This window comes from Marinobacter sp. L-13 (assembly GCF_056857715.1).
In genome coordinates this window covers 12,681-36,944 of sequence record NZ_JBSXNQ010000064.1, presented here as the reverse complement: position 1 = coordinate 36,944, position 24,264 = coordinate 12,681, and the positions used below count along the sequence as shown (strand labels likewise).

At 58.8% G+C, this 24,264-nt stretch carries 23 protein-coding genes; 10 read left to right on the top strand and 13 right to left on the bottom strand.

Annotated features, from left to right (window positions below; all coding sequences use genetic code 11):
• Positions 1-6: 6 nt before the first annotated feature.
• Positions 7-345 (bottom strand): hypothetical protein, encoded by a 339-nt coding sequence (locus AC13DD_RS16665; RefSeq protein ID WP_014575826.1) that lies wholly within the window; start codon positions 343-345, stop codon positions 7-9.
• 202 nt (positions 346-547) lie between these two features.
• On the opposite strand from AC13DD_RS16665, the gene AC13DD_RS16660 reads away from it, so the two are divergent.
• Entirely contained in the window at positions 548-961 is a 414-nt protein-coding gene (locus AC13DD_RS16660) for a c-type cytochrome (RefSeq protein WP_053114121.1), read from the top strand.
• 78 nt (positions 962-1,039) lie between these two features.
• Here AC13DD_RS16660 and AC13DD_RS16655 read toward each other — a convergent pair whose 3' ends face one another.
• From AC13DD_RS16655 to rep, 3 genes are all read right to left on the bottom strand, one after another.
• Entirely contained in the window at positions 1,040-1,585 is a 546-nt protein-coding gene (locus AC13DD_RS16655) for a hypothetical protein (protein ID WP_104271556.1), read from the bottom strand.
• A 20-nt stretch (positions 1,586-1,605) separates the two neighbouring features.
• A complete protein-coding gene (locus AC13DD_RS16650) occupies positions 1,606-3,858 on the bottom strand; it encodes a galactose oxidase early set domain-containing protein (protein WP_273070154.1) in 2,253 nt (750 codons plus the stop codon).
• Positions 3,859-3,962: 104 nt separating this feature from the next.
• On the bottom strand, positions 3,963-5,981 hold the full coding sequence (rep, locus tag AC13DD_RS16645) for a DNA helicase Rep (protein WP_014575829.1): 2,019 nt from the start codon (positions 5,979-5,981) through the stop codon (positions 3,963-3,965).
• A 143-nt stretch (positions 5,982-6,124) separates the two neighbouring features.
• Here rep and AC13DD_RS16640 point away from each other — a divergent pair, with 143 nt between their 5' ends.
• The 4 genes from AC13DD_RS16640 to rmf all read left to right on the top strand — a co-directional run bounded on the left by AC13DD_RS16640 (position 6,125) and on the right by rmf (position 12,208).
• Positions 6,125-7,861 carry a putative bifunctional diguanylate cyclase/phosphodiesterase gene (locus AC13DD_RS16640; RefSeq protein WP_014575830.1) on the top strand — a complete coding sequence of 579 codons (1,737 nt, stop codon included), beginning with the start codon at positions 6,125-6,127 and terminating at the stop codon, positions 7,859-7,861.
• 49 nt (positions 7,862-7,910) lie between these two features.
• Entirely contained in the window at positions 7,911-10,250 is a 2,340-nt protein-coding gene (locus AC13DD_RS16635; RefSeq protein ID WP_053114130.1) for a Tex family protein, read from the top strand.
• 66 nt (positions 10,251-10,316) lie between these two features.
• On the top strand, positions 10,317-11,870 hold the full coding sequence (gshA, locus tag AC13DD_RS16630) for a glutamate--cysteine ligase (protein ID WP_053114132.1): 1,554 nt from the start codon (positions 10,317-10,319) through the stop codon (positions 11,868-11,870).
• A 122-nt stretch (positions 11,871-11,992) separates the two neighbouring features.
• Entirely contained in the window at positions 11,993-12,208 is a 216-nt protein-coding gene (gene rmf / locus AC13DD_RS16625; RefSeq protein ID WP_008169923.1) for a ribosome modulation factor, read from the top strand.
• Between the two features lie 20 nt (positions 12,209-12,228).
• Here rmf and AC13DD_RS16620 read toward each other — a convergent pair whose 3' ends face one another.
• Positions 12,229-12,678 (bottom strand): flagellar basal body-associated FliL family protein, encoded by a 450-nt coding sequence (locus AC13DD_RS16620; RefSeq protein WP_053114134.1) that lies wholly within the window; start codon positions 12,676-12,678, stop codon positions 12,229-12,231.
• A 93-nt stretch (positions 12,679-12,771) separates the two neighbouring features.
• On the opposite strand from AC13DD_RS16620, the gene AC13DD_RS16615 reads away from it, so the two are divergent.
• The gene (locus AC13DD_RS16615; RefSeq protein WP_175497417.1) at positions 12,772-13,278 is read left to right on the top strand and encodes a disulfide bond formation protein B; all 507 of its coding nucleotides are present in this window, start codon (positions 12,772-12,774) and stop codon (positions 13,276-13,278) included.
• 100 nt (positions 13,279-13,378) lie between these two features.
• Entirely contained in the window at positions 13,379-13,858 is a 480-nt protein-coding gene (locus AC13DD_RS16610; RefSeq protein WP_008169916.1) for an Rsd/AlgQ family anti-sigma factor, read from the top strand.
• Positions 13,859-13,953: 95 nt separating this feature from the next.
• On the opposite strand, the gene bamJ is transcribed toward AC13DD_RS16610, so the two are convergent.
• The 3 genes from bamJ to AC13DD_RS16595 form a co-directional block, all read right to left on the bottom strand.
• A complete protein-coding gene (gene bamJ / locus AC13DD_RS16605) occupies positions 13,954-14,670 on the bottom strand; it encodes a BamJ family beta-barrel-assembly machinery protein (protein WP_482931508.1) in 717 nt (238 codons plus the stop codon).
• 124 nt (positions 14,671-14,794) lie between these two features.
• Positions 14,795-15,181 carry a DUF4124 domain-containing protein gene (locus tag AC13DD_RS16600; protein ID WP_008169912.1) on the bottom strand — a complete coding sequence of 129 codons (387 nt, stop codon included), beginning with the start codon at positions 15,179-15,181 and terminating at the stop codon, positions 14,795-14,797.
• The gene (locus tag AC13DD_RS16595) at positions 15,178-15,735 is read right to left on the bottom strand and encodes a TIGR02444 family protein (RefSeq protein ID WP_008169909.1); all 558 of its coding nucleotides are present in this window, start codon (positions 15,733-15,735) and stop codon (positions 15,178-15,180) included. The genes AC13DD_RS16600 and AC13DD_RS16595 overlap by 4 nt, the downstream gene beginning before the upstream one ends.
• Before the next feature lie 46 nt (positions 15,736-15,781).
• On the opposite strand from AC13DD_RS16595, the gene AC13DD_RS16590 reads away from it, so the two are divergent.
• On the top strand, positions 15,782-17,725 hold the full coding sequence (locus AC13DD_RS16590; protein WP_050898233.1) for an ATP-binding cassette domain-containing protein: 1,944 nt from the start codon (positions 15,782-15,784) through the stop codon (positions 17,723-17,725).
• Between the two features lie 6 nt (positions 17,726-17,731).
• Here AC13DD_RS16590 and ppx read toward each other — a convergent pair whose 3' ends face one another.
• The gene (ppx, locus tag AC13DD_RS16585) at positions 17,732-19,258 is read right to left on the bottom strand and encodes an exopolyphosphatase (protein ID WP_053114142.1); all 1,527 of its coding nucleotides are present in this window, start codon (positions 19,256-19,258) and stop codon (positions 17,732-17,734) included.
• Between the two features lie 293 nt (positions 19,259-19,551).
• Here ppx and trxA point away from each other — a divergent pair, with 293 nt between their 5' ends.
• Positions 19,552-19,878 carry a thioredoxin TrxA gene (trxA, locus tag AC13DD_RS16580; RefSeq protein WP_008169901.1) on the top strand — a complete coding sequence of 109 codons (327 nt, stop codon included), beginning with the start codon at positions 19,552-19,554 and terminating at the stop codon, positions 19,876-19,878.
• Between the two features lie 64 nt (positions 19,879-19,942).
• On the opposite strand, the gene AC13DD_RS16575 is transcribed toward trxA, so the two are convergent.
• The 4 genes from AC13DD_RS16575 to moaB are packed head-to-tail and all read right to left on the bottom strand — an operon-like array spanning position 19,943 to position 22,474.
• Positions 19,943-20,389: a molybdenum cofactor biosynthesis protein MoaE gene (locus tag AC13DD_RS16575; RefSeq protein ID WP_482931507.1), complete on the bottom strand. Its 447-nt coding sequence runs from the start codon at positions 20,387-20,389 to the stop codon at positions 19,943-19,945.
• A 1-nt stretch (position 20,390) separates the two neighbouring features.
• Complete coding sequence (locus tag AC13DD_RS16570; protein WP_041644897.1) at positions 20,391-20,651, bottom strand: MoaD/ThiS family protein; 261 nt, start codon at positions 20,649-20,651, stop codon at positions 20,391-20,393.
• A gap of 2 nt (positions 20,652-20,653) precedes the next feature.
• Complete coding sequence (locus AC13DD_RS16565) at positions 20,654-21,868, bottom strand: molybdopterin molybdotransferase MoeA (RefSeq protein ID WP_482931506.1); 1,215 nt, start codon at positions 21,866-21,868, stop codon at positions 20,654-20,656.
• A 33-nt stretch (positions 21,869-21,901) separates the two neighbouring features.
• Positions 21,902-22,474, bottom strand: a complete 573-nt coding sequence (moaB, locus tag AC13DD_RS16560) for a molybdenum cofactor biosynthesis protein B (protein WP_008169892.1) — start codon at positions 22,472-22,474, stop codon at positions 21,902-21,904.
• Between the two features lie 364 nt (positions 22,475-22,838).
• On the opposite strand from moaB, the gene rho reads away from it, so the two are divergent.
• Complete coding sequence (gene rho / locus AC13DD_RS16555) at positions 22,839-24,101, top strand: transcription termination factor Rho (RefSeq protein WP_008169890.1); 1,263 nt, start codon at positions 22,839-22,841, stop codon at positions 24,099-24,101.
• Positions 24,102-24,264: the final 163 nt, after the last annotated feature.

Here is a 24,264-nt window from a genome sequence, read left to right as displayed (position 1 = left end):
GCTCTCCTAGCTGGCGGTCAGACTGAACCAGGTGTTGGCAATGCCATAGATCCAGACGCCGATCAGGGTGACGGCCAGAAGTGAGAAAATAACCTTGTGCTTGAACCGGTTGCCACTTTCCGCCGAGGCTACCCAGCGCAGGTACATGAGGCCGATAAAGCTGATGAAGACCCCGAGGCTGGCGAAGGCTGGAATCAGCAGCCAGCCGGCGCTGATGGTCTGACCGTCGCTGGTCTGGCTGGAAAACCACCCCATGGAAGCCAGCAAAACGGCAAGCGCCGTAAATTCGGCAATCAGCAGCGGTTTGCGCAACGGGTGGGGTGAAGTCGGTTCCGAATTGGTCATGGAAACAGGTCCTGAATGATGAAACGTCGGCGAACACCATGGTAACCGGATTGTTCGCGAAACACCCTCTGACTTACGAAATCGCAATTAAAATGGTTGAAATCAATTTATGATTTTGCTGTTTGGTTTTTTTGCCGGGTTTCAGTCGCTATAATGCGGCGACCGAAGATTATAACGCTCAAATGCGAGGTGCATTGTGAAGATGAAGAGAGTCCTGGCTGCTGTGTTGGTCGTTGCAGGCCTGACAGCTAGCGCCGTAATGGCAAGCGTCGAAGATGAAATCCGTGCACGTATCCAGCCGGTTGGCGAAGTGTGTCTGCAGGGTGACGAATGTGGCAGTGCTGCTGCTCCGACCGAGACCGCCAGCTCTGGTCCTCGTTCAGGTAGCGAAGTGTATGACGCGGTTTGCATGGCGTGTCACACCACCGGTGCTGCTGGTGCACCTGTGATTGGTGATGCCGATGCCTGGGCTCCTCGCATCGATAAAGGGCTGGACACTCTGGTCAGTCACGCGATCAATGGCTTCAATGCCATGCCTGCAAAGGGCGGTTGTGCAAGCTGTCCGGATGAAGAAATTCAGGCGGCTGTCGAGCACCTGGTGGCAGAAAGTCAGTAAGGCTATTTTGAGTAAAAGAAAAGCCCCCGATATTCGGGGGCTTTTTCTTATGGCCTTTCGGCCTTCCGGTTTAGGCGGTCAGGGGAGCGGTTTACGCCTCAGCTCGCCGACTATAATCGCTGTTTCGCCGGAGGCGGTTTGCAGGCTGATCGACCAGCTCTGATGTTCTGGTTCCTGGTGATGCATGCTCTCCATCGCTGCCAGGCGTGGGTCTAGCCAGCCAAAACTGGCACTTTGCGACAGCACTGCCCATCTGTCACTCTCCTCAACGGGCGTTCCCGAGAGAGTGGGGGCGTTTGGCAGAGACCGCCAGCTCGGGCTTTCGGTATTGACCATGACGGTCTTGCCAGTAAACCTGAGAAATGCCTCGTCTTGGGTTCCCAATACTGTCAGAGGGGTGTCGCCCCGGTAGCTCAACAGGATGCCCGGGCGTGGGGCATCCAGAATCATCGCGTTCAATCCCTGAATGTTCGGCTGCTCGGTAATGCGGGCCTGCACGATCTCAGAGGGAGCGCCCTCTGCGTCGGGTGCCCCATGCGCCCCCGCTGGCGAGGAAGCCAGCAGGGGCATCAGGCCGAACAAAACCAGTGGCAAGCCGCCAGTACTGATCCGTCCGTTTTTCATAATGTACTCCCGTTGCCTGGTTACAGAATCTCAAGTGTTGATTCGATAATTCCGTCGGCGGTCGTGGTGTCGCCCGCCATCTGGGTTGGCGCCATGCATTCGAGGTTCTCGTTGACCACGGTGATGGGAGCCGATATTGATGGCACCCTTCCCTCAGTCGTCTCTTTGCTCACGAACAGCATGTATTCGCCGGCCGGGACCACGTTGTGGTTGTCTGGCATTTTCAGGGTCAGCTTGTTGCCGTTGCCTCTTTCCATGACCAGTTCAATGGCGCGCTGGTCGCCATCAATCACATGGGTCATGACCGTCCGGCGAATCAGCAGCGCCTTGTCGATCTGGTCGGCCTGGTCAACCTTTATATTGAAGCGATCACCAATGCTCAGGTTGCGCGGCGCGCTCTGGATTTCCGGGCGGTCGTCACGCATGGCATAGGGTGGTGTGTAGATTTCAAAGCTGGGATCCCGTCCGTCATACGGCGCCAAACCGAAGTCCTGAAGATCGACGAAGGTCAGGTAGGCGGTATTGATCGGCGAATGCCCGGCAATCATCACACGACCGTCTTCCATAAGTACCGCTGTATTGTGGTAAGTCCGTGCCCTGTGGCCCGTTGCCATTTCAGTCCACGTGCCCGTTTCCGGATCAAAGCGCTCGGCCGTGCGAATTGGGCCCTCAAGGCCGGGTGCTACGACACCATCGCGGTTGCCGCCACTGAATACCATGACGCTGCCGTCAGGCATGAGAACATTGGTGCCATACCAGCGTGGCTGGTTGAGCGAGCCAGTGAGTCTTGATTCGTAGCCGATGTCATCGCCATTCGTGGTTATGCGGTCGATCCGGCTCTGATCCGTGGGCAGGTAGCCGCCGGGATTGGTCAGTAGAGCGTAACTGGGAACACCACCGGCAGTCAGAAGCTCGACGTCCGTGTACTCACCGTTGGCGTTTGGCTTGAGAGGTAACATGGTTGAGGACGTGGAGCCGCGCATGCCACCGGCAATGGCCATTCGAAGGTCGTCCTCTGAAACGCCCAGCTCTGCGCCGCTCTCCAGCAGATCAGACGGAGCTTCCAGCACATCGCCCAGCAATGAGCCGATCTGGTCCAGGGAAAGATTGGTGATATTCAGTGTGCTGCTGAGCTGGTCCAGCCCGACTTCATCCAGTCTCAGGGGCAGTCCGGCATAGCCGATGTCGTTCCAGCGCTGGGTTGCGGGATTGTAGCTGGCGACAATGTTCCACAAGGCCTGGTCATACCCCTGGCCAAATGGATTGAACGCCTGGCCGCCCGCGTTATAGAGCACGTGACCGTTGGGCAGGAGATGCATTCGCGGGTAAAGCGGCAGTGACCTGTCTGCGGTCGAAGGATTCTCCGTCCACACGCCTGCGCAAGGGTTGTAGGTTTCCGTTTGGACGACGTTGCGTCCGCTATTCAGAGGCTCGTCCGGATAGACGGGCTTCAAAAGCTTGGTGACGCCGCTCGCCACAAAGACGTCGCCATTGCCCAGAGTGACCAGCGACGGGTACCAGCGGCCGTAGGTCATATCACCGCTCTGGCGCCAGGTGTTGGTCGCCTCATCGAATATCCGCGAATTCTTGATGCCTTCCAGCTCTGCAACGCCGAGTGGCAGGCCGTCTATGCCGGGCTCCGAGTAGTAGTCGGTGCCACCGACAGCCATCACATCGCCGTTTGCGAGGCCAATAACATCCGAGCAGAACAGCGCACCGTCGTTTTTACTGGTGTTATCTGCAGTATCAATCAAGCCGTCGAGTTCGGTGCCGTTGAGGAGGGTCTCGCTGTCATTGCCGTCCGGATTGGCACCGGCATCCAATGGGGACGGTTTGAGCCAGGACGGGTTGTCGCTTTCATCAAGCGACAATACACGGGTCTGATCGTTGACCGAGACTTCGCCGAATTCGGCGACGATTGACAGCTCGACGTTTTCGGTACCCTCGAGCGCATTCAGGTAGAGTAGGCGACCGTCTTTCAGCAGGGCCATGGTACCTGCGGCCGGTTTGCACTCATCCATGCCATCGGCCCGGGTGATGCATTTCTCATCGGTTTCAACAGCTTCACCGTCGACGATGATGGTTGGTTCCGCAAAAGGTTCGCTGAAGTAGCCTTTTGCCGGGTCTCTGTCCTGGTTCGTCTGCACTATTGAATCATCGGTAGATGATCCGAGTAGCCCGCCAAGGAGCCCCGCGCTGGCTGGGGTGGCTCCTGCCGTGATGAGAAAGAGCGAACCGGTAAGCTGACACAAGCGATTGGAATTTCTGGACATGAAGTCCTCCTGATCTTGTTGTTGTCGGAGCGGGATGAGGTATCCCACTTGCAGAAACGGATCAGGTCTTCAAAAGTTGCAGTGATTGTAAAAAAATTTGAAATTTACAGGCCGAGATCGCCCAAAAGGGCACTGAGAGTCGCTTTTCCCTTTTTCTGATTGGCTTCCACATCCAGGTCGCCAGTCCCCTCCCATTTGAGGTCTTCCTCGGGCAGCTCATCAAGGAAGCGGCTCGGGATGGTTTCGAGTTTCTCGCCGTACTGTTTCCGGGTCGCCGCGTAAGTCAGGGTCAGCGTTTCCCGGGCGCGGGTAATGCCCACGTACATCAGTCGCCGTTCTTCCTCGATATTACCTTCTTCAATACTGCTTCGGTGGGGCAGGATTTCTTCCTCAAGCCCCATGATGAACACGTGGGGAAACTCCAGGCCCTTCGACGCGTGCAGGGTGAGCAGCTGAACCTTGTCGCTGTCATCGTCCTCTTCCCGCTGTTCCATCATGTCCCGAAGGATCAGTTTGGTGATGGCATCCTCGATGCCGAGCTCATCGGCCGTGCCCTTGCCATCGTCGAGCATGCGCTGGATGGACTCCACCAGGTACCAGATGTTCTCCATCCGCCGCTCGGCCTGTTTGGGGGTGCCGGAGTGCTGGTGCAGCCACTCCTCGTACTCGATGTCCGTGAACAGCTGTTTGATCACGGGTATCGGGTTTTCGCTGTGTAGCCGCTCGCAGGTGGCGTCCACCCAGTGGGCAAAACGCCGCAGGCGATCCAGCCCCTTCTCGGTCACGTGGGTCTCTGCGCCCATGTCACCCAGGGCCTTGAACAGGCTGACGTTGCGGGACCGGGCGTAGTGACTGAGCTGCTCCAGCGTGCGCGGACCGATCTCCCGGCGTGGCACATTGACCACCCGAAGAAACGCGGCATCGTCGTCCGGATTGATCAACAGCCGCAGGTAGGACATGGCGTCCTTGATCTCGTTCTTTGAGAAAAACGACTGGCCGCCGGAGATGCGGTAGGGGATCTGGTAGGCCTGCAGCTTCATTTCCAGCAGTCGTGCCTGGTGGTTACCCCGATACAGCACGGCAAAGTCCCGGAAATCGAGCCCTTTTTTTAGTTTCTGGTCGAGGATCTCGGTGGCAACGCGGTCGGTTTCCGCGTCTTCGTTGCGGCATCGGACAATCCGGATTTCCTCGCCGATGGTGTGATCACTCCACAACGCCTTCTCGAACACGTGGGGATTATTGGCAATTACTGTGTTGGCACTGCGCAGGATCCGGGCAGTGGACCGGTAATTCTGCTCAAGCTTGACGATTTTCAGGCTAGGGAAGTCTTCCTTGAGCTGGGCCAGGTTTTCGGGCCGGGCACCGCGCCAGGCATAGATGGACTGGTCGTCGTCTCCAACCACGGTAAACGCGGCCCGCTCGGCCACCAGCTGCTTGACTAGTTCATACTGGCACACGTTGGTGTCCTGGTATTCATCCACCAGCATGTAGCGAATCTTCCGCCGCCATTTCGCGAGCACGTCCGGATTCGAGCGGAACAGCATCACGGGCAGCAGGATCAGATCATCAAAATCGACCGCGTTGTAGGCTTTCAGGTACTCGTTGTATTTCTTGTAGATAATGGCAATACGCTGTTCACGCTCATCGGCAGCCTTGCTCAGGGCCTCGGCGGGCCCCCGCATGGCGTTTTTCCAGGAGGAGATGGTCATCTGGATGTCGTTGAGTTCGTCCCCGGCCTCGGCGCTGGCTTCCCGGAGCATCAGATCCTGTAACAGGGCCTTGGCATCCTCGGCATCAAAGATCGAGAAGCCGGGGTGGTAGCCAAGATGCGTGTGCTCCTCACGGATCATGTTGAGGCCAAGATTGTGAAAAGTAGATACAATCAGGCCCCGGGTCAGCTTCCGGTCAACGATCCTGCCAACCCGCTCTTTCATTTCACGGGCAGCCTTGTTGGTGAAGGTGACTGCGGCAATATGACGCCCCGGTATTCCAAGTTGCTCGATCAGGTAGGCAATCTTGCGGGTAATCACGCTGGTCTTGCCACTGCCTGCCCCGGCAAGCACCAGCATCGGGCCATCGGCATAGCGGACTGCTTCGCTTTGTCTCGGGTTGAGCTTGTTCACAAATAAATGGCCAGAATGGAACGAAATGGGGATAACGGACGTGGGCTTATTCTACACCAGACAGAGTTACTGTACCTTGGGGATCTATAGACTATGATTAACAGAACGGACTCGGTTGTTCACGCATAAATGGATCCTGCTTGATGACACTGCCACTGGAAACCATGAGGCCCGGACAGTTGCGCCTTTTGGTTCTTACACCAGACTACGCTGATTTTCTCTGGCTGAATGCTCTTCTGGCGGGTGACGTCGACATCAGTGCGGACGCAACCTGGTGCCCGGATCTGGTGGATTGTGATGATCTGATCCGTAACGCCAGTTTTGATGTCATCGTCTGGGACTGCGTGTTCCATGGTGGCTCAGAGGCGTCTTTCCTGCAATATCTGGCGGTCGCCAGCAATGAAAAACCGGTTCTGGCCCTCAGTGCCGAGCCGCCGATGGAGCGCGCGCCAGAGTTGCTGGCTGCCGGAGCTGCCGATTACCTTTGTCGTCAAACCCTGGACCACTGGACGTTCCGTCGGGCCGTGAAATGCCTCTGGTATCGGGACCAGTTGTCCGAGTCCGCCCATGGTCAGCTGGGCCGCGAAGTCGCCACCGGTTTTATCAACCGGGACCTTTTCTTCGATCGTCTCCAGCAGGCCTTGCTGCGGGCTGAGCGTGCAGGCCATCGGCTGGCCTTGTTGCACCTCAATATCGATGACTTCCGCAGCATTAATGAATCTTTCGGTTACCAGAAAAGCGACCAGTTGATGATGAAGCTGGCAGAGCGTCTTCGTCATTCTCTTCGTCGCGTCGATTCGCTGATGCGTATCGGGGGTGACGAACTGGCCATTATTGTTGAAAAGGTCGAGGACTCCCTCGATATCACCCAGATTATCCGCAAGGTGGTCAACGCCCTTGATGAGCCGGTTACGATTGATGGCCAGACGGTCGTGGTCAGTGCCAGCCTTGGTGTCGCAACCTACCCGGAAGCCGGAGACAGCGCCGAGAATCTGTTGCGCCGGGCCAACCGCGCCATGTTCGAAGCAAAACGGGATCCGGGCACCAGCTACCGTTTTTACGACCGCCAGCTGCACATTTCCGCCGGTTACCAGCTTCGTCTGGAGGCAGACCTCCGCAACGCCCTTCGAGGCAAGGAACTGGAGCTTTACTATCAGCCCCGGATTGATCTGGCCACGGAAGAAGTACGGGGTGTCGAATGCCTGTTGCGCTGGAATCACCCGGAGCGCGGGCTGGTGGGGCCGGACGAATTCATTCCGGTTGCCGAGCGCAGCGGGTTGATCGTGCCCATTGGTTACTGGGTCATCGAGCAGGCCTGCAAACGCCTGCAGGAGTCCGCCGAGCTCGGTTTCCCCGGGCTGGTGTTCGCGGTCAACCTGTCGTTCAGGCAGTTTCACGATCGCAAGATGACCGAAACCATTTTCCGCATCATCTTTAACGCCAACGTGGATACCAGTCTGCTGGAGCTGGAGCTGACCGAGAGTGCCATGATGCACGACCCGGAGTACGCCCAGCGCTGCCTGCGGGAATTGAACCAGCTGGGTATCAGTTTTGCCCTGGACGATTTCGGCACCGGCTTTTCATCGTTGAGCAATCTCCAGCATCTGCCCATCTCGCTGGTGAAGATCGACAAGTCGTTTGTGCAGGAGTTGGGTAATTCCGCAGACGCCGAACACATTATCCGGGCCATTATCAGCCTGGCCCACAGCCTGCAGATCAGCGTCGTCGCCGAAGGCGTGGAAACCGAAGGGCAACTGGAGTTTCTGCGCCAGCAGCATTGCGATGAAATCCAGGGCTATTACTACGCCCGGCCCATGCCCTGGGCGGATCTTGTGCAATTCCTGAACAAGCGGGGACAGGCCGCTTGCCTGCAGCAGTAAGCCGCTGTACCTTTGCTGGTTTATTGGCAAAGCATCAGACAGAGGTTGCATGAACAGTATCTCCAGGCGTATCGCCGAGGAACTCGGTGTCCGCGAGCAACAGGTTAATGCCACCGTCGAACTGCTCGACGAAGGCGCGACCGTTCCGTTTATCGCCCGCTACCGGAAAGAGATCACAGGCTCACTGGATGACAGCCAGCTGAGGAACCTGGAAGAACGTCTGCGCTATTTGCGGGAACTGGAAGACCGTCGTGCCACTATCCTCAAGAGCATTGAGGAGCAGGGCAAGCTGACCGACGAGCTCAAGGCCACCATCCAGGACGCCGACACCAAGAACCGTCTGGAAGATCTTTACCTGCCCTACAAGCCCAAGCGCCGGACCAAGGCCCAGATTGCCCGCGAGGCGGGTCTGGAGCCGCTGGCTGACGCCCTCTATGATGATCCGACTCTCGATCCTGAAACCACTGCCCAGGGCTACCTGAACAAAGAAGCCGGCGTGGAAGATACCAAGGCTGCCCTGGATGGCGCCCGCTACATTCTGATGGAGCGGTTTGCCGAGGATGCCGAGCTGCTGGGCAGCCTGCGGGACTTTATCTGGCAGGAAGGCCAGCTGAACGTCACCGTGGTGGAAGGCAAGGAAAACGAGGGGGCCAAGTTCCGTGATTATTTCGACCACGTTGAGCCGCTTAAGAAAGTTCCGTCCCACCGTGCCCTGGCCATCCTTCGGGGCAGGAACGAGGGCGTTCTTGGTTACACGATTGTTGTTGGTGATGCCGAGGATGACCGCCGTGCGCCCCACCCGGCCGAGCAGCGCATCGCCGCTCGCTGGAATATCCGGGACAATGGTCGTGCTGCCGACAAATGGCTCTCGGAGGTGGTTCGCTGGACCTGGCGGGTGAAACTCTCCACCCAGATTGAAACCGATCTCATGGCACAGGTCCGCGAAGCGGCAGAAACCGAAGCCATCAACGTGTTCGCCGCCAACCTCAAGGATCTTCTGCTGCTTGCGCCGGCCGGTCCACGTCCGACCCTGGGCCTGGATCCAGGGCTACGCACCGGGGTGAAAGTGGCTGTTATCGATGGCACTGGCCAGGTGGCCGGCCACGGTGCCATCTTCCCCCATGCGCCGCAGAACCAATGGGACCGTTCCATCGAGCAGCTGGCGGCCTGGTGTCGGGAGTACAAGATTGAACTGGTGGCCATTGGCAATGGCACCGCTTCCCGGGAAACGGAGAAGCTGGTCGGCGACCTCAGCAAGCGTTACCCCGAATTGAAGCTGGCCCGGATCGTGGTCAGTGAGTCCGGTGCTTCGGTCTATTCAGCCTCCGAGTTCGCCTCAAAAGAACTGCCCGATCTGGATGTCACCATTCGCGGCGCGGTGTCCATTGCCCGCCGGTTGCAGGATCCGCTGGCCGAACTGGTGAAAATCGAGCCGAAATCCATCGGGGTGGGGCAGTACCAGCACGACGTTTCCCAGGTGCAGCTGTCACGAAGCCTCGATGCCGTAGTGGAAGACTGCGTAAACGGCGTGGGTGTGGATCTGAATACCGCGTCAGCGCCACTGCTGGCAAGGGTCTCGGGCCTGAACCAGACCATCGCCCAGAACATCATTGAGTTCCGCAACCAGAACGGCATGTTCCGCAACCGGAAACAGCTGCTCAAGGTCACCCGTCTCGGGGACCGCACGTTCGAGCAGGCGGCGGGTTTTCTGCGTATTGCCGGCGGCGAGAACCCCCTGGACCGGTCCTCCGTGCACCCGGAAGCCTATGGCGTGGTCGAGGCCATCGCCCGGAAAAATAATCGCGAAGTGGGCGATATCATCGGCGATTCCTCGTTCCTGCGTGGTCTGAATCCCCAGGATTACGTAACAGAACAGTTCGGTTTGCCGACTATCAAGGACATCATCTCGGAACTGGAGAAACCGGGGCGGGATCCGCGACCGGAATTCAGGTTCGCAAGTTTTGAGGAAGGGGTCGAAACCCTGAGCGATCTCAAACCCGGCATGGTGCTGGAAGGGTCGGTGACCAACGTGACCAACTTTGGCGCGTTTGTGGATATTGGTGTGCATCAGGATGGCCTGGTGCACATTTCCGCGCTGTCCCACACCTTCGTCAAGGATCCCCGAGAAGTGGTCAAGGCCGGGGATATCGTCAAGGTTAAGGTGATGGACGTGGATATCCCGCGCAAGCGAATTGCCCTGACCATGCGTATGGACGATCAGCCTGGCGAGAAAAACGAAGGCAAGCCAATGGCTGCCAACCGCTCCGGAGCCAGCCGCAAGGGCGGAAACCGGAATGCCGGTAATGGCGGTTCCGGTCAGAAATCCCCACAGGGCGCCATGGCTGGTGCGCTGGCCCAGGCACTTGCCTCGGCGCGCAAGGACAGCTGACGGGTTTACAATCTTTTCACCGGCCGGTTATGCACAAGAGCAAGCCGGCCGCAGCAGGAGTCGACCATGGCTGAATCCCGCCATTCCGTATTTCGTCAGTTCGCTGCCAGCGACTGGGATGGTTTCCTCAAGGGTGTCGAAAAAGAAGGGCTGCGGGTGGATCGCAACGGCTTCATCGCCCAGACTCCGCACCCCGAAGCCCTGGGGTCGGCGCTTACCCATCCGAGGATTACCACCGACTATTCAGAGGCCTTGCTGGAGCTGATCACGCCGGTGTTCGACAGCACGGCAGGCATGCTGAAATCGCTGCGGGATATCCACACGTTTGTGCAGCAGAACCTGGGTGACGAAGTGTTCTGGGCGACAAGCATGCCCTGTGAGCTGGATGGTGACCCGAGTATCCCCATCGCCGAGTATGGCAGCTCCAATATTGGCCAACTCAAGCATGTTTACCGGCAGGGACTGGCCGTGCGCTACGGCCGTATGATGCAGAGCATCGCGGGCGCCCACTACAATCTGTCCCTGCCCGACAGTTTCTGGCACAAGTGGCAGGAATTGCTGGGCCACGAGCAAAGCCTGAAAGACTTCAAGTCGGACCAGTATTTCTGGCTGATTCGCAATTTCCGCCGCCGCAGCTGGCTGCTGATGTTGTTGTTCGGTGCTTCGCCCGCCCTGGATGCCAGCTTTGTAGCCGGCGTGAACCATGATCTCTCGCGATTTGATGAACGCACCTGGTTCGGTGAGTACGCAACCTCGTTACGGATGGGCGATCTTGGGTACCACAACAACGCACAGGCATCCCTGAATATCTGTTTCAACGAGCTGAGCACCTACACCCAGACTCTGGATCGGGCCATTCACACCACCTGGCCGGCGTATGAGTCGATCGGCACCCGCCGGGGCGACAAGTTCATCCAGATCAACACCAGCGTACTGCAGATCGAGAACGAGTATTACAGCGCGGTGCGCCCCAAACGCACGACGCAGCGTGAGGAAAAGCCCATCCAGGCCCTCGAAGCCCGGGGTGTGGAGTACATTGAGGTGCGATGTTTGGACCTTGATCCCTTCTCGCCGGTTGGTGTGAACGAGGCCCAGATCGATTTTCTGGATCTGTTCCTGCTGGACTGCCTGCTAGCAGACTCTCCCCGAATTGGCGATGCCGAATGTGAACGCCTGGATGACAACTACAAGGATGTGGTCGCCAATGGGCGTTATCGAGAGTTGGCGCTTTGCCGTGGTGGGCATCGTACCCCGGTATCCGACGCTGCGAACGACATTCTGTCGCAGCTGGAGCCCCTTGCGGAACTGCTCGATAGTTGGCGGGGTGATGACACCTACCGCAACGCCCTTGCCGCCCAGCGCGAAGTGTTGACCGGTGAATGGACCGTGCCGTCTGCCCGGGTTCTCGATGCCATGCGTTCCTCTGGCCTGGGTCACCGGGAGTGGGGTATGGAAATGGCGCGGCAGCATCAGCAGAGCCTTAGGCAGGAAGGTCTTGGTGATGATGTGCGCCGCGCGTTTGAGGCTATGACGTCAGAATCCCTGACCGAGCAGGCCGACATGGAAAGCGCCGATACCCTGTCGTTCAGCGAGTTTCTGGAACAGTACCTGCGCTCTTGAACGTTGGGTTCGGGAGGCGTCGCAGGAGTCTGCGGACCTGACGCACAGAAACTGAACAAAGATTTGTCTCCCTCCGGTCCGGCTGTTAATTTTTGTAACATCAGGATCGGGAGGGGATTGCGATGGCAAGGGATATCAAACTCGGCTGGGACGTGGAAGCCCTGAACAAGGCTTACCGACAGGGCTATATGGCGGCCAACATGGGCATGGACAAATCCCGCTGCCCCTATCGTGGTGACGTCGTTATTGCGGCCTGGGAAGCCGGTTGGGATGATGCCGATCAGGTGGCCCGTGATGACCGCGACCAGTCAGATGATCTGTTCTCGCGGATCGCCTGAACCACTGGCCGGTTCCAGCTTCACTTCTGCACGACAAACTCCGTAAACAGCACGCCGGCTATGCTTTCGCCGGTCTGCTGCTCTTCCAGTACCGCATTGATTCGCTGTTTGGCTTCTTCGCGCAGCGCCTCCTGGCCCTCCATTGAGGTGAGGCGATCGGTATCCGTTTGCTCACCAAACAGCATGACCAGTTCGTGTCGCAATCGGGGCATGTGAGCATCCACGGCAGGCCGTGCGCTCGCGCTGTTTGCCCGCAGACTGACCGCGGCTTTCAGATAGGTTGGCTTGTTGCCGGGCGTACCCACGTGGGTCACGAATGGTGGATCCATGCTGATGTAGTCGGTAAAGCTGTTTTCTTCTTCAGCCACGTCCTCGTCGGCATTTTCCTCTTCCTGGGAAACGGCCGGCAAAGAGATCGTTGCAAACAACAGAAAAAGAAGCGTCAGAACAGATTTTGGCTGGCGTGTCATAGGCTTGAAGTTGATCGTGGTTTAGGGTTAAGTGACGAGAATAGCAGGCCCTGTGGCCGCTTGCAGTTTCAATTCACGATTCGAGGTGTTCTTTTGACCAGCAGATGGGTTTTCGGGCTTATTTTCCTTGTATGTGCCGCACTCCTTGGTGTGGCTTTTTATATGGAGCATGTGATGGGGCTCGAGCCCTGCCCGCTTTGCTGGTTACAGCGCTTCGGTTTCATGGGTGCCGGTCTGGTCAGTTTCCTGGCCTTCCTCCATGGCCCCACCGGATTCGGCGTGCGGATCTATGGGTTCCTGCTGGTGCTGACCGCCGGAGCAGGGCTGGGTGTCGCCGGGCGGCAGTTGTGGCTGCAGAGCCTGCCGGCGGACCAGGTGCCGGCATGCGGGCCTTCGGTGGACTACATGCTGGACGTTCTGCCGTGGTTCGAAGTTCTGTCTACCGCGCTCCAGGGCACCGGGGACTGCGCTGAAGTGGTGTGGCGGTTCCTGGGTTTGAGCATTCCCGGCTGGACTGCTGTCTTTTTCTCGCTGCTTGTCATCACCGGTCTGGTTTTGATGTTTCGCCGGCAAAAACCCCGGGAATGGATTCGAGGCTGAAACGGTTGCGGGGAACCGCAGCCATGGGGTAACTTGATCCAAACCTAATAAAAATCAAAACCGAAACAGAAGTAGTCAAGACAAGCGGAGAACAGGCGTCATGTTGGAAAATTGCCGAAATGCCAGGGAGCGCTGGGGCGGCGTCAGCGAGCTGATTGATCGCTGGCTCAAGGAGCGTCAGGAGCTTCTGGTGCATTACTGCGACCTGTCCGGAGAAAGCGACTTCTCGCAGACCGAAGCATTGAGAGAAAAATTCGTGCGCCTGTGTGAAGTTCTGGTGGACTACGTGTCTACCGGTCATTTCGAGATCTACGAGCAGTTGGTGCGAGAGGCCCGGGAATTTAACGATGGCGGGTTGGAGCTGGCTGCCAAGGTTTATCCCCGTATTGAGCAAACCACCGAGGTTGCCCTTAACTTCAATGACCGGCTGGATGGCCGGGATTTGTCCGAAGAGGATGTCAAAGAACTGTTCGGTGAATTGTCGAAGCTGGGTGAAACTCTGGAGACCCGGTTCGAGATGGAGGATTTCCTGATCGAGCATCTGCACAATGCCCATGCCGGCAAAGTAGCCTCTGCCTGAGAAATCCCTGAATCAAAAAAAGCCCCAGTCCGGCATCGCCGGCTGGGGCTTTTTCGTGTGGCAGCCTCAGAACTGACAGCTGCCTGTTCTGGCGCTTAGTCTCCGGAGCCAGGGTTGATCTCGAGTAGCTCGACATCAAACACGAGGGTCTCGTTGGGGCCGATCGCCCTGTTGCCGCCGGGGCCGTAGGCCAGATCGGACGGAATGTAGAGCTTGTAACGGGCACCCTCGCTCATCAGCTGCAGGCCCTCGGTCCAGCCGGGAATCACCTGGTTCAGGGCGAAGGTAACCGGCTCACCGCGCTCGCGGGAGCTGTCAAATACTTCACCGGACAGCAGTTCACCGGTGTAATGCACCTGAACGGTGTCTGTTGCTGCCGGCTTTTCGCCGTCACCCTGCTCAAGTACTTCGTATTGCAGGCCGGATTCAGTGGTTTCCACACCTTCACGCTCTGCGTTCTCGGCAAGGAAGGCTTCGCCGGCATCCAGGTTCTTCTGGGCCAATTCTTCCATCTGCTTGCCCTGCTCTTCCTGCAGCTGCTGCTGGTAGGTCATCAGAGCCTGCTGGATGTCCTCGCGGCTCATGCGCTTGGCTTCTTCATCGCCGGCGTGGCCGTGCTGGATGCCCTGGAGGAACTGGTCCATCTGCAGATTCGGCAGGTCGTTACCCATGCGCTCACCGAGAACCAGGCCCATGCCATAGCTCACCTTCTGATCGGTGGAATCCAGTTTCGGTTGTTCCGGGGCTTCGGGGGGTGTGGAACAGCCGGCCACGAGGCCGGTCACTGCCAGTGCAAGGAGCGTTTTCTTCATTGCATTATCCTTTAACGTCGGTGCTTGGGGCAGGGCCCCGCGTTGTGTTTGTCAGAACGCAGAAGGTAACGGGTTCCGGCATCAGATGCCACTGAACATGTGTTAAGAAACCGGACGTGTCAGCTCAGCTGCCGTTGGTACCGGCAGCTGAGGGACCCAGGGAGAAAGGTGCGCTGTAGGGAGATTGCCAGTCTGTTTCCGGCTCCTGCGGCTGAATCCGGGGGAAGACCTTGTCACGTCGCTCGATAGCGAGGGTGTTCCAGCGGCCCTGTTCGGGCGGCTGGTCAGCGTAGTGCCAGTTGCCGTCGGTATCCTGCCATTTGAACACGATTTCGGGGCCCTCGGTGGGAATCGGGGACGGGACCAGTCCTTCAAACGCGGGAATCTCGGGCTGCTCGTGCTCTGCCACAGGTTCGGAGACCTGCTCCGGGTCGTTCAGACCGAAGAAAATCAGCAACAGCAATAACCCGAGAGCCGGGAACGAGAGCCGTATGAGCCATTTCATCATCATGGCTGATGGTCTCCCTTGGGAAAGTGGGCCAGAGTATCGGCCAGTGTATTCAGCAAGGGCCTTGCATCGTCCTCAACGGGTAAGGTCGGTGCTGCCGCAAACAGATTGTTGATGATCAGTGCGTCGCGTCCCTGCATGTCTGCGTGTTCCGGGTTAATGGTCATTAGCGTTCGCCAGCTCAGGGCCAGTTCAATCTGTTCGGCTTCAAGCTCCAGGCCGGCGATGCCGGTGCGAAGCTTCTGACAGTTGTCGGCGCTGCCGGGCAGCGATTTCCGCGCGCTCCGGAGGGCAACGGTTACACGGTCGCGCCACTCTGTTACCGTAGCGTCCTCGACCCCGGCGAAGACCCTGCCAGAGAGTGCAAGCCAGGCCGCACCGAGAATCCGCGTTACGCTCCAGCCCTGATTCTGAAGCGCCAGGCAGCTGTTCTGGACATCCGGACGTTTCCAGAACGCCAGGGCAAAACGCCAGAGCGGGTTGTCCGGTTCCAGATCTGCCGGAAGTTCCAGCGGCGGTGTCGAAAAATCCGGGGTGGTCGCCGAGCGGACCGACATAGGCGCTGTGCCTTCCCTGAACACTTTACGTTGATAAAATGAAAGCATGTTAACGATAACCGATCTCAGTTTACAACGGGGCGGCGTCTGGTTGCTAGAATCCGTCAGCCTGACGGTGCAACCCGGCCAGCGTGTCGCGATCGTCGGTGCCAATGGTGCCGGCAAGTCCAGTCTTTTCCAGCTCTTGCTGGGCCAGTTGGCGCCAGAGCAGGGCGCGGTCTCTCTGCCGGGTGGTTGCCGGATTGCCCACATGGCGCAGGAGGTCGAAGCCACCGAGCGCAGCGCGAGGGATTTTGTTCTAGATGGCGACCTGGATTTGCGCCGCCTGGAAGGTGAACTTGCCAGGGCCGAGGCCGCAGGTGACGATCATGCCATTGCCCGCATACACGGTGAGCTGGATGTGCACGAGGCCTGGTCCGCCGGCCGCCGGGCCGAGGCCTTGCTGCGCGGGCTGGGATTCTCGGACGAGGACGCGAACCGGCCGGTATCGGCGTTTTCCGGTGGTTGGCGAATCCGCCTGAACCTGGCCCAGGCCCTGATGCGACCGTCCGATCTGCTGCTTCTGGACGAGCCCACTAACCACCTGGATCTGGATGCCTGTCTGTGGCTCGAGAATTGGCTGCGGCGCTATCCCGGTACCCTGCTGTTTATCTCCCACGACCGCGATTTCATGGATCGGGTCGCTACCCATGTCGTGCATTTCGATCGCCGTAACCTGGAACTGTATACGGGTAATTACTCAGCCTTTGAGGGCCAGCGCAGTGAGCGTCTGGCCCAGCAGCAGGCCGGTTTTGAACGCCAGCAGGCCAGGATCGCCGAAATCCAGCGGTTCATCGATCGGTTCAAGGCCAAGGCCACGAAGGCCCGTCAGGCCCAGAGCCGCGTCAAGGCTCTGGAGCGGATGGAGCGCATTGCCCCGGCCCATATCGATTCGCCGTTCAGCTTCGAGTTTCCGGTGGCCGAGAAGGTTTCCAATCCGCTGTTGTCGATACGCAATGGCAAGGCCGGGCACGGCAGTACTGCAATCCTCAACAGCATTAACCTGACCCTGTTGCCGGGCAGCAGGGTCGGGCTGCTGGGTCCCAATGGTGCGGGCAAGTCTACCCTGATGGATGCACTCCGGGGTGAGGGCACGTTGATGTCTGGTGATCGTACCTGTGGCGAGCATCTGGCCATCGGCTACTTTGCCCAGCATCAGCTGGAGTCCCTGGATCTGGATGCCAGCCCTTTCCTGCATCTTCAGCGGCTTTCCCCGAAGGCGTCAGAGCAGAGTATACGGAATTTCCTTGGTGGCTTTGATTTTCATGGCGATGAAGCCCTGAGTGCCATCCGGTCGTTTTCCGGTGGCGAAAAGGCCCGCGTGGCGCTGGCCGTGATCGCATGGCAGAGACCCAACCTGCTCCTGCTGGACGAGCCCACGAACCACCTGGATCTGGAAATGCGCCAGGCTCTGACCATGGCGCTGCAGAACTTTGAAGGCGCTATTGTGGTGGTTTCTCACGACCGGCACTTGCTAAGGAACACCGTGGACGAGTTCTGGCTGGTCAATGATGGTCGGGTAACGGAGTACCAGGGCGATCTGGAAGACTATGAGCGTTGGCTGGCGGACCGCCGGAAAGACGAAACCGAGGCACCTAGGAGAGTGCCGGTCGGCCAGGAGGGGGTGCCCGAGGCCGCTGAGGCGGTGGGCGAGAGTGCCGAAGATCGGAAGGCGCGCAAGCGGGCAGAGGCGGCTCTTCGCCAGAAACTCAGCCCCTACCGTAAAAAACAGAGTGCGCTGGAAAAGGAAATGGACCAGCTTCAGCAGAAGCTGTCAGCTCTGGAAGAGCAGCTATCCGAACCCGACCTTTACGACGACAGCGGCAAGACCCGTCTGAAAGAGTTGTTGGCGGAGCAGGCCACCGCAACCGCCCGCCTGGAAGAGGTGGAGGCGCAGTGGCTTGAAGTCAGCGAAGAGGTGGAGTCCCTGGAGGCCGAGTTGGCTGGCTGAGCGCGCTCAGCCGCCGTTCAGTTCCAGAACAAAGTCCTGTTTGGCGAGATAGTCCCGTTCGTTTTCCAGGTCGGCCAGGGTCAGTGGCCTGTCATCCAGCCAACCTGACGGAAACTCCAGCACCAACTTGTCCTTGTGTGCCGTCAGGGTGAAGGCCGGAGGCGGCTCCATGTTGCGTGGGTGTTGAATCAGAACCGCCAGGCGCACCAGCACGCAGAGGTAACGCAGCCTGGCAATGTCTTCCGGGTCCAGGCCCTCGAAGATTGCCGAGGCGAATTTTCTCCGGTGGCCGCGCACGAGAGTTGCCAGGTCGCGCTGGAACTGCTGGGTGAAGCCGGGCAGATCCGAGTAGCGCAACAGATAGGCGCCGTGTTTATGGTACTGGCTATGGGAAATGGTCAGGCCGATCTCATGCAGTCGGCAGGCCCAGCGCAGTACTTCTTCATCTGCCGGGGTGTTCAGGGCCCAGGCGTCGGCAACCTGCCGCCATGCTGCCACGGCCGTTTCCTCAACGGCAGCGCCATGTGCCTGGTCAACGTGGTAACGCTCCTGAAGCGCGGAAATGGTTCGCTCACGGACATCCTCGTGCTGGATTCGCCCGACAATGTCGTAAAGCAGACCTTCCCGCAGAGCACCATCGGCGAACGCCATGTCCTTGATACCAAGGGACTGGAATGCCCCCATCAGGATGGCAAATCCGGCCGGGAATATGCTCTGGCGGTCCGAGCGTACGCCCAGATCTCCCAGTTTTTCTGTTTTACCCATGTCCACCAGCCGCTTGCGAAGTTCCTGCATGGCGGCGAGGGTAATGGTGCCGTCGGTGATCTTCAGGGTCGCCAATACGCTGGCAATGGCTTTGATCGAGCCGGATGAGCCCACCGCACTTTGCCATCCCACGGAGCGGTAATGCTGGCGGATGTTGAGCAGTTCCTGTTCTGCGTGGGTCACTGCCTTGTCCATCTGCCGCCTGGTTATCTTGCCGTCCGGGAAATACCGGTTACGGAACGACACGCAACCCATGTGCAGGCTTTCAAGCTCCTGGGGTTCAAACCGCTGGCCGATGATGAATTCGGTGCTGCCACCGCCAATATCGATAACCAGTCGACGCCCGATGTCGTCGGAGAGGGTATGTGAAACCCCCAGATAGATCAGGCGTGCTTCCTCGCGGCCGGCAATGATCTCTACCGGATAGCCCAGCGCTTCTTCGGCCCGGGCCATGAACTGATGGGCATTGCGCGCCACGCGAAGCGCGTTGGTGCCGACAATCTGCACCGCCTCTGGCGGCATGCCCTTGAGCCGTTGAGCGAAGCGTCCCAGGCAGGCGAGGGCCCGCTCCTGGGCGTCTTCAGTGAGCCGGTTGTATTGGTCCAGCCCAGCTCCGAGCTGAACCTTTTCTCCCATCTTCTCGAGGGTCCGGATTTCCCCATGCACTAGTCTGGCAACCACCATGTGGAAGCTGTTCGAGCCCATGTCGATGGCTGCGAGTACCTCGGATGAGGCGGCAGCGTTTTCGGCGGTGGATGCGGCCGTCACGTGGTCGGAATCCTTTTGAGATGAACGTGCGGGGTACTATAAGCGAAATCCCTCAGGCCTGTCAGTAACCGGAAAACCGCGCATTTGACGACGGTCAGGCCTGGATCGGTTCTTACCGCTTCACATCCGGCTGATCAATCGCGTAAAGTATGTCTTACCGTGATTTGGGTGAAAGGTTGTCCGTATAACCCGGACAGCCTTCAGCGACAGTCAACAGCACCTGTGCCCGGCAGGTTATTCCCTGAAAGGGACATGCCGATGTGCAGCAGTAGTGCATGAATCAGGAAAAGGTAATGAGCGGAAATATCGTAAATGTAACCGACGCTTCTTTTGAGCAGGATGTACTGCAGTCCGACGTCCCCGTTCTGGTGGACTACTGGGCAGAGTGGTGCGGCCCCTGCAAGATGATTGCCCCGGTGCTTGAAGAGATTGCCGACGAATACGACGGCAAACTGAAAGTCTGCAAGCTCAACATTGACGAGAACGAGCAGACCCCGCCGAAGTTCAACATCCGCGGTATCCCCACCCTGATGCTGTTCAAGAACGGCAACGTGGACGCCACGAAAGTCGGCGCGCTCTCCAAATCCCAGCTGGCGGCTTTCCTGGACAGCAATCTCTGATTGCAGGCAGGTCACCAGAAACCGCCCCTGAGCCCAGGCTCACGGGCGGTTTTTTTATGGCCAGTTACTTCCAGTCCTCGGAGCGCGCCCGATCGGATTCTTTCTGTTCCACCCAGTGCTCCCCGTCTGAGGTGATTTCCTTTTTCCAGAACGGAGCGGATGTCTTCAGGGCGTCCATGATGAACTCGCAGGCCGCGAACGCGTCCCCACGGTGGGCGCTGCACACCCCGACGAAGACAATCTGGTCGCACAGCGCCAGCCTGCCCACCCGGTGAATCACCCGGGCCTTGCGCACATCCCAGCGCTTCGAGGCGTCATCAATGAGCCCCTGGATCACCTGTTCGGTCATTCCGGGGTAGTGTTCCAGGTAAAGCCCGGTAACGCCCTGCAAGTCACCGCTGTCCCGCACCAGGCCGGTAAACGTTGCAATGGCGCCGGTGCCGACACCACTGTCACGCAGCGCCGCATATTCAGCGGCTACATCAAAATCGTCAGACTGGACCGAAATCATCTCAACCTCCGGTGACCGGCGGGAAAAAGGCAAGCTCGTCGCCGGCTTTCACCTCAGAGCCCGGTTTCGCCATGGCCTGGTTGATCGCAATCATAACCGGCTGGTCCCCCTGCAACTGATCCCAGGGGCCGCCCTGGCTGGCCAGCTCTGCAAGTACATCGCCTGCTGTGAGGCCAGGCCTGGCGTCGATAGCCAGCTGGTCGGTTTTCAGGTCTTCGCGCAGACGGGCGAAGAAGCGCACTGTAATCGTGTTATCACTCATGGTCAGCTCAACAGTTCCGCAAACGAGTAGTAGGTTAGCAGGTCGCCGGGGCTGACGGTGCTGTTTTCAGGCACCACGGCCAGGCCGTCGGCCCAACAGGTAGAGCTCAGGATGCCGGAGCTCTGGTTGGGATAGGCGGCCACCACCGGCCCGGATCCCCGGGATTCCTTGCGGGCCCGGACGAACTCCCGGCGTATCGACGGCGAGTCAATGGTAAAGTCTGCGGGTATCCGCTCGCCCGAGAGAGGTTTCGGGTTGCGCCCCTGGCGTTTCCGGATATAGGGCATGCCCACCATCAGGAAAGTGACAAGCACAGACCCCGGGTTGCCTGGCAGTCCCAGCACCGGGGTCCCCCCGATGGCACCAAAAGCCACCGGTTTCCCGGGCTTGATGGCCATCTTCCAGAGCGACAGACTGCCTGACTCCTCCAGCACTGCACGCACGTGGTCCTCTTCGCCCACGGATACGCCACCGCTGGTGATAACCAGGTCAGCGGCCTCGGCCGCACGCCGCAGTGTTTCGCGGGTCGCCTCGCGCTTGTCCTTGAGTGTTTCGCACAGAACGACCTCGCAACCGGATTCGGTGAGCAACCCCATCAGGGTGAAGCGGTTGCTGTTGTAGATCTGGCCCGGGCCGAGCGGCAAGCCAGGGTCCACCAGCTCATCTCCCGTTGACAGGATCGCGACTTTCAACCGCGCCAGGACGGCGACCCTGGCAACGCCCATGGAGGCCAGCACTCCCATTTCATTGGGACGTACCTGTGTACCTTTTGCCAGAGCAAGATCGCCCCGGGTGAGATCCTGCCCCCGGCGGCGAATGTTCTGCCCTTCGTCTACTTCAGCCTGTACAAGAATGCCGGATTCCGTCACCTCAATCCGCTCCTGCATGACCACCGAGTCGGCGCCCTCTGGAATCTCTGAGCCGGTAAAAATGCGCGCAGCGGTGCCGGGTTCCAGGGGCTTCGGCGCTTCACCGGCCGGAATCCGGGCCGAGACCGGTATTGGCCGGTCTCCATGCAGATCCTGTTTGCGCAGGGCGTATCCGTCCACCGCACTGTTGTCAGCCGGCGGCACGTCGGCCGGCACATAGTGGTTTTCGGCAAGTACCCGGCCCAGGGAGTCGGCCAGTGCGACGGTTTCAATCTGCGCAACCACCGGTGCTTCCGACAACAAGTGGTCCAGGGCATCTTCCAGGGGCGTGAGGTTTGGCTTGGCCATCAAGTCTTAACTCCGATCGGGATGTCTTCTGCCTCAGCGCTTGGCGCGCTGTCCAATGACTTCGTTGAGTCGCTGCATGGGCTTCTCGGGTTTGCGCAAGACCAGCCCCGAGAAATTGCATGGTGTGTGACGGCTGTCCAGCTGACTGAGGAGAATGCCTTCCCAGCCGGTGCGGCAGGCGCCGGTCGATCCGGGCAGGCAGAAGATCACCGTGTGGTTTGCCATTCCCGCCATCGCCCGTGACTGCACGGTTGATGATCCGATTTCGGCGGCTGACAGGCGGCGGAATTCCTCACCAAAGCCTTCGATGGTTTTGTCGAGCAAAGGCCTTACCGCCTCCGGTGTGCTATCTCGTTCAAGCAGGCCGGTGCCACCGGTAATGATCACTGCGTGCACCTGTGAATCGGCAATCCAGCCGGACAACAAGGCCCGCACCAGATAGACGTCGTCCGGCAGGATCCGGCGGGCGACCAGGTTGTGGCCGGCTTCGACCACGCTGTCCTCCAGAAATTGCCCGGACGTGTCCTGTTCAGGCCCACGGGTATCGGAGACGGTCAGCAGGGCAACGTTCAGGGGTTTCATTTCGGTACTGGGTACACTGCTCATGGATGGGCTCCATAATCGTTGAAAAGTTGTTATACGCCAGTATCGCCATCACGGGCTTTTAATGGAAGGGAGTAACCCATCAGGGGGAGGCGCCAGCGGCCGGTTGTGGCCGGTTTGGCGTGAAATTGCTGTTAATTTGTGCAGTGCACTTGACATTTGCCAGTCAGGTGGCCGATGATCGCTCTTGCCCGGCGAACGGTTGTTCCCACTCTCTGGCTTCAGTACCTTAATTCCGGACTCCATCTACACCGGTTGCTCCAACTGGCCAGCACCAAGTTCAGCGTTTTTTTACGATCAATACGTTCAGGGGCACCCCTGTCATTCCAATACTCGTTTACTTCCATTCCTGAAAATCCAACAAACTATGAATCTTACTGAACTCAAGCAGAAATCCGTGCCCGAATTGCTCGATATTGCGCAAGAGATGGGCCTCGATAACCTGGCTCGTTCGCGCAAACAGGATGTGATCTTCACAATCCTGAAGAAGCACGCAAAAAGCGGCGAAGACATCTACGGCGACGGCGTACTGGAAATTCTGCAGGACGGCTTCGGCTTCCTCCGTTCCGCTGACGCCTCCTACCTGGCAGGGCCTGACGACATCTATGTCTCTCCGAGTCAGATCCGCCGGTTTAACCTGCGCACGGGCGACACGGTCGCAGGCAAGATTCGCCCGCCCAAAGATGGTGAGCGCTACTTTGCCTTGTTGAAGGTCAGCGAGATCAATTTCGACAAGCCGGATAACGCCCGAAACAAGATTCTCTTCGAGAACCTCACGCCGCTGTTCCCGGACGAGCGCCTGATGCTCGAGGCCGGTAACGGCAGTACCGAGGATCTCTCCTCCCGGGTCCTGGACCTGGTTGCGCCCATCGGTAAAGGCCAGCGCGGGCTTATCGTTTCCCCGCCCAAGGCCGGTAAGACACTGCTGATGCAGAGCATCGCCCAGTCCATCACCCGCAACAATCCAGAGTGCCATGTCATGGTACTGCTGATTGACGAGCGGCCAGAGGAAGTGACCGAGATGCAGCGCACCGTGCGCGGCGAGGTCATCGCCTCCACGTTTGACGAGCCGCCGGCCCGCCACGTGCAGGTTGCTGAAATGGTGATTGAAAAGGCCAAGCGTCTGGTAGAGCACAAGAAGGACGTGGTCATCCTGCTGGATTCCATCACCCGTCTGGCTCGTGCCTACAACACGGTGATCCCGTCCTCCGGCAAGGTCCTGACCGGTGGTGTTGACGCCCATGCCCTGGAAAAACCCAAGCGCTTCTTCGGTGCCGCCCGTAACGTGGAAGAAGGTGGAAGCCTGACCATCCTTGCCACGGCGCTGGTCAACACTGGTTCCAAGATGGACGAGGTTATCTACGAGGAGTTCAAGGGCACCGGCAACATGGAGATCCATCTGGATCGCAAGATTGCCGAGAAGCGAACCTATCCGGCGATCAATATCCGCAGCTCCGGCACCCGTCGTGAGGATCTGCTGATGAGTGAAGCCGACATCCAGCGGGTCTGGATCCTGCGCAAGCTCCTGCATTCTATGGACGACGATACCGCCGCCATCGAGTTCCTGCTGGACAAGCTCAAGGACACCAAGACCAACGACGAGTTCTTCCAGTCCATGAAGCGTCGTTGATCTCTTCCTAGCTAGGACTAGCGCCTCTGGTTTTGGGGGCGGGCAGAGCCGGGGAGAACCTCCCCGGACACGCCGTGAACCCATCCCTGGGGGCTCGGCATTGCCATCCCTGGCAATGCACGGTCCGGGGAGGTTCTCCCCGGCTCCGCCGTTCATGCCACGT

What these genes read in the sequence shown, in the direction of transcription:
- rmf (WP_008169923.1), top strand. Translation starts at nt 11,993, where the DNA reads ATGGCAAGGGATATCAAACTCGGCTGGGACGTGGAAGCCCTGAACAAG.
- AC13DD_RS16565 (WP_482931506.1), bottom strand. Translation starts at nt 21,868, where the DNA reads ATGGCCAAGCCAAACCTCACGCCCCTGGAAGATGCCCTGGACCACTTG.
- AC13DD_RS16640 (WP_014575830.1), top strand. Translation starts at nt 6,125, where the DNA reads ATGACACTGCCACTGGAAACCATGAGGCCCGGACAGTTGCGCCTTTTG.
- gshA (WP_053114132.1), top strand. Translation starts at nt 10,317, where the DNA reads ATGGCTGAATCCCGCCATTCCGTATTTCGTCAGTTCGCTGCCAGCGAC.
- trxA (WP_008169901.1), top strand. Translation starts at nt 19,552, where the DNA reads ATGAGCGGAAATATCGTAAATGTAACCGACGCTTCTTTTGAGCAGGAT.
- AC13DD_RS16610 (WP_008169916.1), top strand. Translation starts at nt 13,379, where the DNA reads ATGTTGGAAAATTGCCGAAATGCCAGGGAGCGCTGGGGCGGCGTCAGC.
- AC13DD_RS16635 (WP_053114130.1), top strand. Translation starts at nt 7,911, where the DNA reads ATGAACAGTATCTCCAGGCGTATCGCCGAGGAACTCGGTGTCCGCGAG.
- AC13DD_RS16590 (WP_050898233.1), top strand. Translation starts at nt 15,782, where the DNA reads ATGTTAACGATAACCGATCTCAGTTTACAACGGGGCGGCGTCTGGTTG.
- AC13DD_RS16620 (WP_053114134.1), bottom strand. Translation starts at nt 12,678, where the DNA reads ATGACACGCCAGCCAAAATCTGTTCTGACGCTTCTTTTTCTGTTGTTT.
- rho (WP_008169890.1), top strand. Translation starts at nt 22,839, where the DNA reads ATGAATCTTACTGAACTCAAGCAGAAATCCGTGCCCGAATTGCTCGAT.
- AC13DD_RS16660 (WP_053114121.1), top strand. Translation starts at nt 548, where the DNA reads ATGAAGAGAGTCCTGGCTGCTGTGTTGGTCGTTGCAGGCCTGACAGCT.
- AC13DD_RS16575 (WP_482931507.1), bottom strand. Translation starts at nt 20,389, where the DNA reads ATGATTTCGGTCCAGTCTGACGATTTTGATGTAGCCGCTGAATATGCG.
- bamJ (WP_482931508.1), bottom strand. Translation starts at nt 14,670, where the DNA reads ATGAAGAAAACGCTCCTTGCACTGGCAGTGACCGGCCTCGTGGCCGGC.
- AC13DD_RS16655 (WP_104271556.1), bottom strand. Translation starts at nt 1,585, where the DNA reads ATGAAAAACGGACGGATCAGTACTGGCGGCTTGCCACTGGTTTTGTTC.
- AC13DD_RS16600 (WP_008169912.1), bottom strand. Translation starts at nt 15,181, where the DNA reads ATGATGATGAAATGGCTCATACGGCTCTCGTTCCCGGCTCTCGGGTTA.
- moaB (WP_008169892.1), bottom strand. Translation starts at nt 22,474, where the DNA reads ATGAGCAGTGTACCCAGTACCGAAATGAAACCCCTGAACGTTGCCCTG.
- AC13DD_RS16650 (WP_273070154.1), bottom strand. Translation starts at nt 3,858, where the DNA reads ATGTCCAGAAATTCCAATCGCTTGTGTCAGCTTACCGGTTCGCTCTTT.
- AC13DD_RS16570 (WP_041644897.1), bottom strand. Translation starts at nt 20,651, where the DNA reads ATGAGTGATAACACGATTACAGTGCGCTTCTTCGCCCGTCTGCGCGAA.
- AC13DD_RS16595 (WP_008169909.1), bottom strand. Translation starts at nt 15,735, where the DNA reads ATGTCGGTCCGCTCGGCGACCACCCCGGATTTTTCGACACCGCCGCTG.
- AC13DD_RS16665 (WP_014575826.1), bottom strand. Translation starts at nt 345, where the DNA reads ATGACCAATTCGGAACCGACTTCACCCCACCCGTTGCGCAAACCGCTG.